Origin of the sequence: Pedobacter sp. UC225_61 (genome assembly GCF_044452285.1) — a bacterium.
Classification (GTDB): Bacteria; Bacteroidota; Bacteroidia; order Sphingobacteriales; family Sphingobacteriaceae; genus Pedobacter.
This window is the reverse complement of sequence record NZ_JBIOAL010000001.1, coordinates 2,673,615-2,687,256: the sequence shown is the minus strand read 5'-3', so window position 1 is coordinate 2,687,256 and position 13,642 is coordinate 2,673,615. Positions and strand designations below refer to the sequence as shown.

Sequence of the window (13,642 nt, the reverse complement as noted above, 5' to 3'; positions counted from 1 at the left end):
TAGTTATGTTAGCTAAAATCTATCATTTGTTCCTATTAGGAGCACTATTATCACTGAGTTCATTCTCTACGTTCAACAGTCCTATAGTTAAAAACAAACGCATATCATTTATTGAGCATACCTTTTCGATTGCATTAAAGAAAGCAAAAGCAGAACGTAAATTTATATTTGTTGACGCCTATGCAACTTGGTGCGGTCCATGCAGACAGTTAAAAGTTACCACATTTAAAGATGCAAAGGTTGCTGATTTTTTTAATACAAACTTTGTGAACGTAGGACTAGATATGGAAAAAGGTGAGGGAATTAATCTAGCTTTAAAGTGGGATGTGCAAGAATATCCCACACTTTTAATTCTTGATTACAATGGAAAGGTTGTTTTTCGCTCCATAGGTTATCTGAATGCAAAACAGCTCATTGATTTCGGGAAACAAGTATTAAAGTAATTCAAACTGACATAAACAATTTTAGAATATTAAATTTACGAATGCAAACAGACGAACCAGAAACTAGTGAGAAAAAACATCTTAATCCACACCTATGGGTTGATCTATATGCTGATTACTTGTATGCTTTTGCGATAACCCGTCTTCATGATGAAAATTTGGTTAGAGATCTTTTGCAAGAAACTTTTTTAGCAGCATTGGAACGTAAAGACAATTTTGAAGGTAGAAGTACAGAAAAAACATGGCTTACTGCAATTTTAAAAAACAAAATTATCGATGTATATAGAGCTAAATCATCAGGACTTAAAAAGAATATTTTAACTGAACAGGATGATGCAGATTTCTTCGATTCTAAAAACGGACATTGGAATGATGAGTACAGACCTATCCTATTCGGAATTGAACAACCAAATGCACTTGAAAATAAAGAGTTTCAAAAAATACTGCAGGCTTGTATGAAGAAATTACCTTCTTTATGGTTTGCAGTATTTACGTTAAAACATATAGATGATGAATCGACACAAACGATTTGCAAGGAATTGCAAGTAACTACATCAAATTTTGGAGTTATTATGCACAGAACTAAAGTAAGCCTAAGGTCTTGTCTTCAAAAAAACTGGATTTAACTTAACATCATGAAAGAATTAAATGCAAGCGAACTAAAGAAGATAGCTTATAATTGCCGAAAAGCTACTTTTTTAATTGAAAAGCAACAAGTAGAAAAGATAACTGCAAGAGAGCAATTGGAATTAAAAATACACCTTGCTGGATGTTCAATATGCATAACCTTTATGCAGCAAAGTTTGGTACTTAATCAAATGGTTAAAAAACTTTTTCAATCAGATTTTATTAAGTTGAAATTAGATGATAGTTTTAAGCATCACCTTCAAAAACGTATTGAAGATCATTTGGAAAAGAATTAGATCTCTACACAATTCAAAGATATTGAATACTTAATTTTAGGTATTGCAATTTTTTAAATTCATGTATATTTTTGATATAATATTGAAAGTATAGAAATGAAAAAAACACTTGTCTTTTTATTTTTTATTGCATTTACATACCAATTAAATGCACAAAATTTAACAGAGTTTTATGATCAGAAAACGTATCGTTATGGATTAAAGGATAAAAATAATACCGTGATCATTCCTCCTACATATGATGTAATTTATTGGAAGGAAAATGTAGATGTATTTGTAGTACAATCTAAGTACAAATACGGCTTATTAGATAATAATGGAAAAGAGCTACTTCCTATCAAGTATGAATTTATAGGAGATTTTACAGATGGTTTAGCAAGAATTAAATCTTTAGATTACAAAACTGGTTTTATAGATAAAACTGGCAAAATAATCATTCCACTTAAATTTAATGATGCTTATGATTTTAGTGAAGGTTTAAGTTGTATAGGAACTGATTTTACAGATGGGTGGAATAAGGAACGTAGATATGGGTATATTGATAAACAGGGAAACGAAGTTATTGCTCCAAAATTTGCATTAGCTAATTCATTTTCAGATGGTTTTGCCGAAGTTTATGATAAAACCAATAACTTATGGGGATACATTGATAAAACAGCTAAGTTAATGATACCATATAGTTTTGAAAAGGTTGGAGGATTTAGTGAAGGGTTAGCACCCGTTAAAAAGAACAATAAGTGGGGCTTTATTAATAAAAGTGGGGCGGTTGTTATTCCTTATAGTTATGATAGTGCAGGCGGCTTTAGCGAAGGACTTGCTCCTGTAAATGCTGGTGCTTCTAAAAATTATGTTGGAAATTCGGTTGGAGGAAAATGGGGTTTTATAGACAACAAAGGTAAAACTACTATTGGTTTCAATTACGATTATGCTTTTGGATTTTATAAAGGGAAAGCAAGGGTATCAGTGGGTGATAGAAATTTTTACATCAATAAAAATGCAGTTGAAGTAAAACAATAAGGTTATATTATTTCTATGTCGTACAAGCTAAGATTCTTTCTTTCCTTGTAAAAAATTTATTTAATCAGCCTTGACCTCAACCAATGATAAATTAAAAGGTTAAGTAGAATAAGGTCTAAACCATAAAAAACATCTTCAAAAGGTATAGTCCCTATTCTAAGTCCTATGATATGTTCTGGATTATACCATACCACAGGTTCATTTAACCCAGTACCCGTTAAAATGCCATTTACAATGCAGAAAGGAAATAGTAGTACTAAATAAACTAAATAGAATTTTCCTAGCCAATTTACTTTCATCACGTTTTTTGCAACTAACAAAAGTACAATCATAAGTATTCCTGTAGATACCGTGTAATACTGTCCCCAATAATAAACTGTACTAATTAACCCTAAGAGTATTAATACATAAGTAATGCTATCCTCTAATGGCTTAGCTAGCTTTAAATCCATTAACAAGGTTAGGCAGTGATACGTAAATACACAGGAATAGGGAATGCATAGAAAGAACAACAATTCCTCTAAAGGAAGTCCCCAAAGTTTCCACCCAATGATGTAATTTAAGTTAAAACCCCATACACCAAGGTAGGTAAAATAAATATCCCATAACAAAAATAACAGGCCTGTTAATATTACCGCAGGAAAAAATGCCTTCCAAGCTTTGTAAAATTGTAGCTTTGGATGGAAGGAAAAAAGAAAGGGAACAACAATCGTAAAAAAATCGACTAGAAGATACGTGTAGTTTCTCATGCTTTTTTTCTAGCTTCTAAAAAATATTTAAACGGTACCCACAACATTCCAAAACATTCGCCCTGCTCCTTTCCTAAATGTTTATGGTGCATTTTATGTGCTCGTCTAATGGCTTTAAGGTACCAGTTATCTGAATTACGTAACACTTTGAACCGTTGATGAATAAAGATATCATGCACCAGAAAATAACATGCGCCATAGAGCGTAATACCAATCCCAATATAAAGAGCCAGTTCTTTACCATAAAAATTACCAAGTGCAAGGCAAATTATTCCAGGAATGGCAAATATCAAAAAGAAAAAATCGTTGCGTTCTAAAAAATCATCATGATCCTTATTATGATGATCTCTGTGTAAGAACCAGAAAATCCCATGCATCACATATTTATGCGTAAGCCATGCCACTCCTTCCATTACAAGAAATGTCAATAATACAATACCTATGTTAACCAATATATCCATCGTCCAACATTTTTTTATAATAGACCTTCACTTTCTCAAAACAAATCTTCAGCCACTCGGTATATTCTCCAGGGTTAAGTTTGATATCCTTTGAAAGCTCATCCATACTCATATATCGAAAGGCTGCAACTTCTAACGGTGCTAAAATAGGGCTATCGTCGCTAACACCAAAATAAACGTGATCAAACTCATGTTCCAAAATACCTTCTGTTACTTCTGTTCTATAGATAAAATTAAACCCATAGTCCAATTTGCATTCCATTCCCATTTCTTCTTTCAGGCGCCTGTGAGCCGCCATAATGGTATGTTCATGTTCACGTGGATGACTGCAACAGGTATTTGTCCACTTCCCTGCTGAATGGTATTTATTCAAAGCCCGCTGCTGTAACAATAACTCTCCTTTGGAGTTGAAGACAAATATTGAAAAAGCTCGGTGCAACTCACCAGAGAGATGAGCCTCCATTTTCTCCATCATGCCAACTTGATTGTCATTACTATCCACTAATATAACTTTCTCCATCACTGTTGTAATTTTTTAATTTCTTCACTTGTACATTTTTTCGAAGCGATGAGGTATGCAGTAATATTTTCCCTTAATACCTTATCGGTTACGTTTGCCACTCCTGCTAGTAGTTTCTTTTTATCTGAATCAATGTGACCTTGATACCCAAGAAAGCCAGGCAAATTGGTTTGAATCGAAAAACGGATAAACCTCATTTCCATGTTACTTGGCTCTTTAGCAATAGCTTCTTCGATAGCTTTTTTACCTTTTGAAAATCTAGATAACTTAGTAATGGGATTGAAAGCATATTTAGCCTCCATCATAAATGCTGCGCCCTTATAACATAAAAGAATGGGTGCTGAATCTGGTCCAACAGATTTTAGTTCTTTTGAAAGTGAGGTTGATGCCGAGGATTCCACTGCTGCTCTATAGTAAAGTTTTCTTAGCGTTGATAGCTCAGGAGCATCATTAGACGACCAATTTCCAATGAATAATAAAATCAATAAAGCTCTCATATCGCATTCATCTTATAACGGATCATCGAATCGAACATTAGTCCTAGTTTGTGCCCATTAGATATCCTAATTCTACTTTCTAATACTTTTTCTGCGGAAACTCTTTTAATTTTCTTGAACAGTTCAAGATAATAGATATAAGCAAGGTAAACACCACTTCTTGCCTCTCTTGGCAGCAATCTAATTCCTTTTAGCGCAGCCCTAAACTCAGATTCAATTTCCAATTCTATTTGTTTTTTCTCTTTATTGCCAAATGCTGAAAGGTTTACACCAGGAAAATAACTTCTTCCAAGCTGCACGTAGTCCGCATTTAGATCTCTTAAAAAGTTCACCTTCTGAAAAGCAGAGCCAAGCAGCATAGCTGATTCCTTAAGATTTTCGTATTCTTTTTTATCGCCAGCGGTAAATACTCTCAAACACATCAGCCCAACAACTTGTGCTGAACCTAATATATAACGATTATATTTATCATTAGTATAAGTTTCCTCTTTGAGATCCATTTCCATGCTATTTAAAAATAGATCTATCAACTCTCTTTCTATTTTGTACTGGCTTACCACTTGTTGAAAAGAATTGAGTATAGGATTTAAGCTAATCCCTTGATCAATTGCCTCATAAGTATCTCTTCTAAATTTGTCTAATAAATAAGCCTTATCAAAATCATGGAAACTGTCCACAATCTCATCAGCCAAACGTACAAATCCATAAATTGAATAGATGGGTTGCCTTATTTTTTTGTGTAGGAAGTATATTCCCAGCGAAAAGCTAGTGCTATAACGGATAGTGGTGATCTTGCTGCATTGTGCAGAAAGATTATCAAATTTTTCTTTCATCGTTTTTTCCTAGGTTTTTATTTAATGCTGTTGCTGCCAGTTTTCCTGAAATGATTGAAGGAGGAACACCAGGTCCTGGAACAGTTAATTGGCCAGCATAAAATAGATTGTCAATTTTTTTGTTTTTAATTGATGGCTTAAGATTTGCCGTTTGCATCAAGGTATTGGCTAATCCGTAAGCATTTCCTTTATAAGAATTATAGTCTGATATAAAATCTTGTATACAATAACTTCGTTTATAATCTAGCTGATTTGCGATTTCCTGTCCGCAAAAATTTTCTAAACGCTTCATAATAATGGTAAAGTAACGTTCACGAAGTTCTGGAGTATCTTCCAATCCGGTTGCAAGCGGCATCAGTACAAAAATGTTTTCATGACCTTCAGGAGCAACTGTAGTATCCGTTTTTGAAGGGCAACAAACGTAAAACAATGGTTTTGATGGCCATTTCGGATTTCTCATAAATCTCCGTAGCATGTACATCCAAATCTTCATCGAAGAAAAGTGTATGATGTGATAAGCTATCTAATTTTTTAGTTACCCCTAAATAAAAGATTAAGCTTGATGGGGCAAGCACCCTTTTTTCCCAGTACTGTTCTGAATAATTTCTAAATTCTTCTCCTAGCAAGCTAGCTTCTACATGGTGATAATCTGCCGATGCAACTACACCATCATATTTTAAATTGAAACGTTTAGATTTTACAGCTGTAATCTTACGCTTATCATACGTGAAACCTGATACGGGCTCGTCGGTTAGAAATTTAACACCAAGGTTTTCAGCTAATGTGCGCATCCCTTCTATTACAACAGCCAAACCTCCTTTAGGGTACCAAGTACCTAGTGAAAGACCTGCATAATTCATTAAGCTATATAGAGCTGGGGTGTCTTTTGCAGTTGCTCCAAGGAAAAGTATTGGAAATTCCATCAGCGCTATAAGTTTTGGGTGACTGAAATACTTTTTCACGTGTTTGCGGAAGGATTGCAATAATTGTAATCTAAAAGCACCCTTAATTACGTCCATATCCAAAAACTCAGTAAGAGAAAGCCCAGGTTTCTGCACTAAATTTTCCATACCAACCTTGTATTTGAAAGCTGCACCTGAGAGAAATTTTCTAAGTTTTATGGAACTTCCTTTTTCGATCTGTTCAAAAACCTCTTCTAATTTTTCAATTGATTTTGGGATATGCATTGTATCATCTTTGCCAAACACAATGGAAAAGCCAGGATCGAGCTGTGATAGTTCATAGAAATCTGCAGGCAAACAATCAAAATCTGCAAAAAACTGTTCGAATACCGCAGGCATCCAATACCAACTAGGCCCCATATCAAAACTATATCTGTTTTCTGTGACCAATTGCCTTGCCCTACCACCAATCTGAAGGTTTTTTTCATAGACAGTTACCTCCGCACCACTCTTTGCGAGGTAACAGGCAGCACTTAAACCTGCAAACCCTGAACCTATCACGGCAACTTTAGACTTATATGGTATTGCATTATTATCCATTTCCACTACTTAAAATCTGTTTAAATGCTGAAATGGAAGAAAACCAAGTCACATTAGTTGGAAGTTCAAGTTCATTGATTAACCTACTGTTTCCAGCAAGGTAAATATTGCTTTCGCCAAAAATTTTCCCAAGTTCCGAAAGATAATCGCTCGCTTCTCCAATCGGTCTTTGTCTCACCATAAAAAACAGCAAATTTTCAGCATGTACAACAGATTGCGCTTCTTTAAGTGATGTCATAGGCACACGCTCTCCTAAATAAACTACCTTAAAACCATGACTACGTAAAAGAAAACTAGCAAATAACAAGGGAATATCATGACCTTCATCTTCTGGTAAAAATAACAGCCATGTTGATCCAGTTTGTTCAGTAAGCGGAGTAGAACCAATAGCTGTCATCAGCTTCTGCCTTACAATTGCAGCTATAAAATGCTCATGTGCTGGACAAATATGATCTAATCGCCACATTAAACCCAAACGTTGCAGAAGCGGAAACATAACCTCTGTGTAGCATTCCAGCATGCCATAGTCGTTGATACAACGATCCAATAAGGTACTAAAAGCTAGTTCATTATACTCTATTCCATCTTTTAACAGTTGAGAAATATAAAATTCATGACCTGCATTTGAGGATATCGAGGTATTTAAATCCTTTTCTAGCATTGCGTCCATCTGTGCTCCACTTAAAGCGCAAGCCTGTGAGATTTTTATACCGGCTTGCTGCAGACTTACAATGTTGAGCAGTCTTTTGAGGTCTTGATCAGTATAAAAACGTGTGCCTCCTGAAGACCTTTGCGGCTCGAGTGCATTGTACCTACGTTCCCAAATACGTATAGTATGTATTGGAACACCACTAAGTTGCTCAAGATTTGAGATGGATAATTTCATTTTGTCTATATTTTAATTAAAATATCTAGACAATATACGCTCTTAGCTGGATAAAAGTTTTTGAAAAATGATTTTTCTTTCACAAATTTTTTGTGACACAAAAAATGAATTCGAGTATTTAATGAAGAAGTGGTTGGTTTCTATATATTTAAAAAGCTATAAATACGCAGTGAGATCAAGATTAGAACATAAGAATAAGTAATGAGTTTACTTTATCCCTTCTTGTACAATTGTTTCACGGTTTACAATCTCAATGAGCTCATCTTCCTCTTTTAGATCTTCAATAATCTTTTTCTTTTTCCAATCTCCTCTATAAAAAACTGAAATAGCAATCAGTGACATCATTACATTCGATACCGGAAATGCCCACCAAATCCCAATCACCCCCATTGATCCATGATGAGAAAGCACAAAAGCTAAGGGAAACTGAAATACGAATTGAGAAACTAGCGCTAGGATCATTGAAGTCACCATATTTCCAGAACCTTTTAAAACTCCTGTAAAAGCTAATTGTACCCCTAAAAACCCCCAACTTAGTGCAATTATGCGAAGAAATACACTAGTTCCAGAAATAACTGCAGCATCCTCAGGCACAAAAAAAGAAACGACTTGTTTAGAAAAAATAAACACAACAAGTCCAATAACCGATAAGCACCAAAAAGAAATAATTGCGCCAAGTCGCCCAATACGGGCAGCCCTTGTTACTTTGCCAGCACCAATGTTTTGAGCAACAAGTGTAGAAATTGCCTGAGAAAAACCCATTCCCATAATCATCACTACCTGTAATACATTTGCTCCAACTCCATAAGAAGCCAAGGATAGTGTGCCATGGGTGGCAATTAAAAAAGTCATCAACGTTACACCAAGTCCACGAACAGACTGTTCTATAGAGGAAGGAAGTCCAAGAAAAAATGCTTTCTTTATGTAGGTAAAATCTGGTATAAGATTAGCAAGCCTTAATTTGATTCCTCTTTTGCCACGAAATAGAATAGCTAAACTCACTACAGTTGCTAGTGCTTGGGTACTTAATGTTGCCATCGCTGCTCCCATTACTCCCGAGCCAGCAACACCTTTCCAACCAAAAATAAACAACGGATCCAGTGCAAAATTCAGCGCCACACTTCCAACAATGATGTAGATTGGAACAGTAGGGTTTCCAACACCACGCATAAAGGCCGTAAACATGATGAACTGGAAATTAAATACTAGGCCAATGAACGAAAAACGCATAAATCCTAATGCGCCATCAAACACAGCATCAGAAACTTTCATTAAGCGTAAAAGATTAGGTGCAAATACAAATCCTAAGGCTCCTAAACATATTGAAATTAACAATACAAGAAGCAGAGTTTGCCCGGCCACATGGTTTACCATGGCTTGGTTTCTTGCGCCAACATACTGCGCCACCAGTACCGAACCAGCTATGGCAAGACCTGCTCCTATTGCTATAGATAAAAATACAAAAGGTGTGGTAACCGATACTGCCGCAACTGCATTACCACCAAGTCTACCTACCCAAAAAGCATCAATAAGCTGGTAAGCGGCCTGAAGTAGTTGCAAAAATATAATGGGTATGGTCAATTTTAATAGTGATTGAAGAATTGGACCTTCAAGCAATGGATTTTTATCAACAGAAATAGGGCTTTTCATCTTCATAAACTTATGGGCAAAATGACTAATCTATACTACAAAGCTGAATGTAAAAGTGTTTTTAACAAATAGTTGCAAATAGAGTTTACAGGATATATCAAAAATTATAGTATGAACTACAAAGATGAGAGTATATACTAAACAAAAGTTTCAATAGAATGTTATCAGATAAAAAGACGACCATGTTAAGACGACGCCATTCTGCAATTTTTCTAAATGAATTCATTGATTATTTTGGTGAGCATACCATAGCTGCTCATTTTGATGATAAAGGAAGACTTATTGTTTTTACCAACCCCTATTTAGAGTTTGATGCGTTAATTGTATACATATGTGAGAATTTGTCAAGTATATTCCATTATCATGAACATATGGAAATAGTGGCATATCCCTTTGGCAATAACAATTGCATATTGATTTCAATCAACCCAGGTTAAAACTAATGCTAGAACTTTTCTCTTATAAATTATCTAACACTGCACAAGGTGCAATGTCTAAACAATTAACAAATTAGTAGCAGTCTGTATTCACCTTCATTTTCTATAGGCGCTCTATGCACACAAGGTAATGCCTGTTGTTCTGGATGATCAACTGCCAATTTCCACAAATGCCCTACACCTAAATTTAAAGGATGAGCATGCGGCTTAGGTTGATAATGTAAATCAAAAAAATATTCCGTCAAGAAGGTATCAAATTCAGCTGTTGGACCATCGTATACCTCTTGCAGTTTTTGTCGAATTTCAGGAATTAATATCAGCTGTTCAACTTCACTATTTGGCAAAATATCACTTGAAGCGCCATAATAGGTGCATAAGAAAGTATCGGTAGCAATCGGTGAACGATCTACATGATAAGAGTATACATCGGTTGAAATGAAATCGAATTCCTCATCACGTTCGTAGTTTTTGAGTAGATTGAGCACTGGCGATGCGCCAACATCTTTCAATAAATTAAAGTCATTTAGGATAATTTCTCTAGCCATATCCCCTGCTGGTGATAACGATAAGGCCAAAAGCTCTTCAACAGAAACAACTGTTACGTTTTCTTTTAATGGTAGCTTAGTTACAATTTCTTTAAAATCACCAATTAGATTTCTGTGCCAGCAAATTGCATTCATTGCACCCTGAAATTGAGTATGTATCAATTCATCAAATGATGTAACCAGTTTATGTTGAGTGTTATCGGAAAATTCGCTGTCCATATTTGAATAAACAAGTTTAGCCAATCCATTTAATAACAGCAAGTAGAATTGTGATCAAGTTCGAGTCTTAGTCTGGTTTAGTTCTAGGAAACGTTGATTTTAGGTATGCCGTTAAGAACAAATCCTAATCAATAGACGAAGCATAGGTGGAGTATTCTAGGAGATGACCAGAACATAAGTCGCGGTAAGGTCGCTGTAATGTCGCCATAACGTCGCGGTAAGCTTAAGAAAGACTATTGAATTTTGACAATTATTGTCGAGGAATAAAGGGATAAGTTAAAGATACAAATTTTGGCGCAAAAGATGGTTACACCTTAACATGTTAAGTTCGATTCTCTAAATGCAAATAATACTGCCTCTATCAGCATGCTTGTCATTGCTCAACAACAAACTTTTAGCGAGCAACAGCATCACCAAAAATTCAACGTTCGTCACATTTTTTAAGCAGTTTATCACATTTAATTTGGAAGTAAAAAAAAAGTACGTATACTTGTGTATTATTTAACTAATACACTAATCAAACAACACACGTATGAAACGTATATTTATCTTCATTAGTTGCCTTTTAATAAGCTTAAACGCAATTAGTCAAACCCCATCTTTGCAAATTACTGGGAAAATTACCGACAGCACAGCTCAAAAACCGATTAGTTTTGCTACGGTTTTACTTAAAAACGATAAAAAAATTCAAGTAAAATCAGTGGTAGCAGCAAAGGATGGTTCGTTTGCACTTACGGGTTTAACAGCTGGAAATTACGGACTTGTTATTGTCTATGTAGGGTATCAAACCAAAACAATTCCAGTAGTATTAGGTGCTACTTCAAAAAATTTAGATGTTATCTCTTTGGTTCCATCTCCTACTCAACTTAAAGGCGTAACGGTTACAGGAGAACGCCCACTTATTAAACAAGAAATAGATCGTATTGCTTACGATGTGAAGGCCGACCCTGAAAGCAAAGTAAATAACGTATTAGAAATGATGCGCAAAGTACCTATGCTTTCTGTTGATGGTGATGACAACATACAACTTCAAGGAAATAGCAATTATAAGATTTTAATTAATGGAAGACCATCTGGAATGATGGAGCGAAATCCAAAAGATATTTTAAAAAGCATGCCTGCTTCTAGTATTGAACGAATAGAAGTAATAACTACCCCACCAGCAAAATACGATGGCGAAGGATTAGCAGGGATTATTAACATCATTACCTATAAAAAAGCAGATAATGGCACTAATGGTACCGTTAATGTAAGTGAACGTTTCCCTGTAGGTGGCCCTGGTATTGGTGGAACATTTACAGCTAAGGCTGGAAAATTTGGTATTGCAACTAATGCAGGTGGAAGTTTAAACAGTTCGCCACAATTAAGCAATAGTATTTTAAGACTTACTCAAGAAAATAATCCTACCAAGTTATTTCAAACTGGTACGAGTGATTTTTCTGGAAAAAGTGGCTATGTGGGAGCAGAATTGAGTTATGAAATTGATAGCTTGAATTTAATTTCTGGACAGTTAAATTATAATGCCAATTCGAATGAAAGCTTAAGCACTCAAAATTCTGTTCTTAACAATACAAGTTCATTGCTGCAAAGTTATAACCTTAACAACAGTTTAAACGGTTCTGGAGATGGTTTTGATGCCGCTGTTAACTATCAGTTAGGATTTAAAAAAGATAAAAACAGGTTGTTAACTTTCTCTTATCGTTACTATCAATTTAGTAATAATCAGTTTAATACCGTTAACGTATTTAATCCAGTTGCTTATACTGAACCTAATTACAAACAAGATAACACGGGTGGTTCGGTAGAGCAAACCATTCAGGTAGATTATGTACATCCATTTAAAAAAGTGGTAATGGAAGCAGGTATCAAAGCTATATTTAGGGATAACACTAGTGACTTTGAGTATTTATCGTTAAACTCTTCTGGCAATTATGTACTTGATCCATTAAGAACAAATGTTTTTGATAATCAGCAAAATGTGTATGGAGTATACAATACCTATCAATTTAACCTCAATAAATGGGGTGTTAAAGCTGGAGTTCGATTAGAACAAACTCAAATTGATGCCAATTCATCTGGTACAATCCTAGATAAAAACTCTTTAAACTTAATTCCTTCGATTTCGGTTAACCGCAAATTTAAAGAGAGCAGCCTCAATTTCGGTTTCACCTCTAGAATACAACGCCCTGGTATCAATCAATTAAATCCATTTGTTGATCGTTCTAATCCAAACTTTACATCATCAGGAAATCCTGATCTAAAGGCAATGAAAGGACATAGCATTGAGGTGAGTTATAGCCGATTTAAAAAATTAGCAGTTAATATAGGCTTACGTGCACTTAGAGGTACCAATATTATTATGCCGAGTGCAATAACTGTAGGTACTGTTACACAAAATAGTTATGCAAACACAGGTACGGCTACTTTAATAGGGCTAAATCTTAATTTAAACTATCCATTTAATAACAAATTAAGAGGTGTTCTTGGTGCTATGGCGAATTACGGTATGGTCAACGCCAAAATTAACGGTGTAGAACTAGAGAAAAAAGGATTAATGAGACGTGCCTTTACATCATTAACGTATCGTCCAAGTAAAACTTGGCAAGCTAGTGGAAGTGTGAATTATAATGGCCCTAACCTATCTATCCAAGGCACTTCAAACTCTTTCGTTTTCTATTCATTTAGTGTAAATAAAGATTTCTTTGATAATAAACTTTCACTTTCATTTGCCGCTAACAACGCCTTTAGTAAGTATAGAGACAACATTAGATACATCAATGGAACTGGTTTTACTCAAGAAAATTACAGCCAAAACTATCAGCGCAATTTTACCACAAGCTTAAATTATCGCTTCGGTAGATTGAAAGATAGCATTAAGAAAAACAAAAAAGGAATTAACAATAACGACGTTTCTGAAGGTACAAGTTTGTAGTTAGTTGGCTTGGAACGTTGAGCGTAAA

General features: G+C 35.0%; 15 protein-coding genes. 5 read left to right on the top strand and 10 right to left on the bottom strand.

Annotated elements, in window-relative coordinates; translation table 11 throughout:
* Nucleotides 1-5: 5 nt before the first annotated feature.
* The 4 genes from ACHMWN_RS12260 (at nt 6) to ACHMWN_RS12245 (ending at nt 2,383) form a co-directional block, all read left to right on the top strand.
* The gene (locus tag ACHMWN_RS12260) at nt 6-443 is read left to right on the top strand and encodes a thioredoxin family protein (protein WP_397301416.1); all 438 of its coding nucleotides are present in this window, start codon (nt 6-8) and stop codon (nt 441-443) included.
* A 41-nt stretch (nt 444-484) separates the two neighbouring features.
* Entirely contained in the window at nt 485-1,069 is a 585-nt protein-coding gene (locus ACHMWN_RS12255; protein ID WP_397301413.1) for a sigma-70 family RNA polymerase sigma factor, read from the top strand.
* 9 nt (nt 1,070-1,078) lie between these two features.
* Nucleotides 1,079-1,366, top strand: a complete 288-nt coding sequence (locus ACHMWN_RS12250) for a hypothetical protein (RefSeq protein ID WP_397301411.1) — start codon at nt 1,079-1,081, stop codon at nt 1,364-1,366.
* 96 nt (nt 1,367-1,462) lie between these two features.
* Nucleotides 1,463-2,383, top strand: coding sequence for a WG repeat-containing protein (locus ACHMWN_RS12245; RefSeq protein WP_397301409.1), 921 nt, complete (start codon nt 1,463-1,465; stop codon nt 2,381-2,383).
* 56 nt (nt 2,384-2,439) lie between these two features.
* On the opposite strand, the gene ACHMWN_RS12240 is transcribed toward ACHMWN_RS12245, so the two are convergent.
* The 10 genes from ACHMWN_RS12240 to ACHMWN_RS12195 all read right to left on the bottom strand — a co-directional run bounded on the left by ACHMWN_RS12240 (nt 2,440) and on the right by ACHMWN_RS12195 (nt 10,682).
* Nucleotides 2,440-3,132 (bottom strand): lycopene cyclase domain-containing protein, encoded by a 693-nt coding sequence (locus ACHMWN_RS12240; RefSeq protein ID WP_397301407.1) that lies wholly within the window; start codon nt 3,130-3,132, stop codon nt 2,440-2,442.
* A complete protein-coding gene (locus ACHMWN_RS12235) occupies nt 3,129-3,593 on the bottom strand; it encodes a sterol desaturase family protein (RefSeq protein WP_397301405.1) in 465 nt (154 codons plus the stop codon). The genes ACHMWN_RS12240 and ACHMWN_RS12235 overlap by 4 nt, the downstream gene beginning before the upstream one ends.
* Complete coding sequence (idi, locus tag ACHMWN_RS12230) at nt 3,577-4,113, bottom strand: isopentenyl-diphosphate Delta-isomerase (protein WP_397301403.1); 537 nt, start codon at nt 4,111-4,113, stop codon at nt 3,577-3,579. Before idi ends, ACHMWN_RS12235 begins: the two co-directional genes overlap by 17 nt.
* Nucleotides 4,113-4,610 carry a hypothetical protein gene (locus tag ACHMWN_RS12225; protein ID WP_397301400.1) on the bottom strand — a complete coding sequence of 166 codons (498 nt, stop codon included), beginning with the start codon at nt 4,608-4,610 and terminating at the stop codon, nt 4,113-4,115. Before ACHMWN_RS12225 ends, idi begins: the two co-directional genes overlap by 1 nt.
* Complete coding sequence (locus ACHMWN_RS12220) at nt 4,607-5,443, bottom strand: phytoene/squalene synthase family protein (RefSeq protein ID WP_397301397.1); 837 nt, start codon at nt 5,441-5,443, stop codon at nt 4,607-4,609. Before ACHMWN_RS12220 ends, ACHMWN_RS12225 begins: the two co-directional genes overlap by 4 nt.
* On the bottom strand, nt 5,427-5,798 hold the full coding sequence (locus tag ACHMWN_RS12215; RefSeq protein WP_397301394.1) for a phytoene desaturase family protein: 372 nt from the start codon (nt 5,796-5,798) through the stop codon (nt 5,427-5,429). Before ACHMWN_RS12215 ends, ACHMWN_RS12220 begins: the two co-directional genes overlap by 17 nt.
* A 25-nt stretch (nt 5,799-5,823) precedes the next feature.
* Nucleotides 5,824-6,945: a phytoene desaturase family protein gene (locus tag ACHMWN_RS12210; protein ID WP_397301392.1), complete on the bottom strand. Its 1,122-nt coding sequence runs from the start codon at nt 6,943-6,945 to the stop codon at nt 5,824-5,826.
* The gene (locus tag ACHMWN_RS12205) at nt 6,938-7,831 is read right to left on the bottom strand and encodes a MerR family transcriptional regulator (RefSeq protein WP_397301390.1); all 894 of its coding nucleotides are present in this window, start codon (nt 7,829-7,831) and stop codon (nt 6,938-6,940) included. The genes ACHMWN_RS12210 and ACHMWN_RS12205 overlap by 8 nt, the downstream gene beginning before the upstream one ends.
* Nucleotides 7,832-8,038: 207 nt before the next feature.
* The gene (locus ACHMWN_RS12200) at nt 8,039-9,481 is read right to left on the bottom strand and encodes an MATE family efflux transporter (RefSeq protein ID WP_397301388.1); all 1,443 of its coding nucleotides are present in this window, start codon (nt 9,479-9,481) and stop codon (nt 8,039-8,041) included.
* 502 nt (nt 9,482-9,983) lie between these two features.
* Nucleotides 9,984-10,682: a DUF1826 domain-containing protein gene (locus ACHMWN_RS12195; protein ID WP_397301386.1), complete on the bottom strand. Its 699-nt coding sequence runs from the start codon at nt 10,680-10,682 to the stop codon at nt 9,984-9,986.
* 532 nt (nt 10,683-11,214) lie between these two features.
* On the opposite strand from ACHMWN_RS12195, the gene ACHMWN_RS12190 reads away from it, so the two are divergent.
* Entirely contained in the window at nt 11,215-13,614 is a 2,400-nt protein-coding gene (locus tag ACHMWN_RS12190) for a TonB-dependent receptor domain-containing protein (RefSeq protein WP_397301384.1), read from the top strand.
* Nucleotides 13,615-13,642: the final 28 nt, after the last annotated feature.

Coding starts and splice junctions, on each gene's coding strand:
- ACHMWN_RS12220 (WP_397301397.1), bottom strand. CDS start 5,443: ATGAAAGAAAAATTTGATAATCTTTCTGCACAATGCAGCAAGATCACC.
- ACHMWN_RS12200 (WP_397301388.1), bottom strand. CDS start 9,481: ATGAAAAGCCCTATTTCTGTTGATAAAAATCCATTGCTTGAAGGTCCA.
- ACHMWN_RS12260 (WP_397301416.1), top strand. CDS start 6: ATGTTAGCTAAAATCTATCATTTGTTCCTATTAGGAGCACTATTATCA.
- ACHMWN_RS12195 (WP_397301386.1), bottom strand. CDS start 10,682: ATGGACAGCGAATTTTCCGATAACACTCAACATAAACTGGTTACATCA.
- ACHMWN_RS12210 (WP_397301392.1), bottom strand. CDS start 6,945: ATGGATAATAATGCAATACCATATAAGTCTAAAGTTGCCGTGATAGGT.
- ACHMWN_RS12235 (WP_397301405.1), bottom strand. CDS start 3,593: ATGGATATATTGGTTAACATAGGTATTGTATTATTGACATTTCTTGTA.
- ACHMWN_RS12215 (WP_397301394.1), bottom strand. CDS start 5,798: ATGCCGCTTGCAACCGGATTGGAAGATACTCCAGAACTTCGTGAACGT.
- idi (WP_397301403.1), bottom strand. CDS start 4,113: ATGGAGAAAGTTATATTAGTGGATAGTAATGACAATCAAGTTGGCATG.
- ACHMWN_RS12255 (WP_397301413.1), top strand. CDS start 485: ATGCAAACAGACGAACCAGAAACTAGTGAGAAAAAACATCTTAATCCA.
- ACHMWN_RS12205 (WP_397301390.1), bottom strand. CDS start 7,831: ATGAAATTATCCATCTCAAATCTTGAGCAACTTAGTGGTGTTCCAATA.
- ACHMWN_RS12240 (WP_397301407.1), bottom strand. CDS start 3,132: ATGAGAAACTACACGTATCTTCTAGTCGATTTTTTTACGATTGTTGTT.
- ACHMWN_RS12250 (WP_397301411.1), top strand. CDS start 1,079: ATGAAAGAATTAAATGCAAGCGAACTAAAGAAGATAGCTTATAATTGC.
- ACHMWN_RS12190 (WP_397301384.1), top strand. CDS start 11,215: ATGAAACGTATATTTATCTTCATTAGTTGCCTTTTAATAAGCTTAAAC.
- ACHMWN_RS12225 (WP_397301400.1), bottom strand. CDS start 4,610: ATGAGAGCTTTATTGATTTTATTATTCATTGGAAATTGGTCGTCTAAT.
- ACHMWN_RS12245 (WP_397301409.1), top strand. CDS start 1,463: ATGAAAAAAACACTTGTCTTTTTATTTTTTATTGCATTTACATACCAA.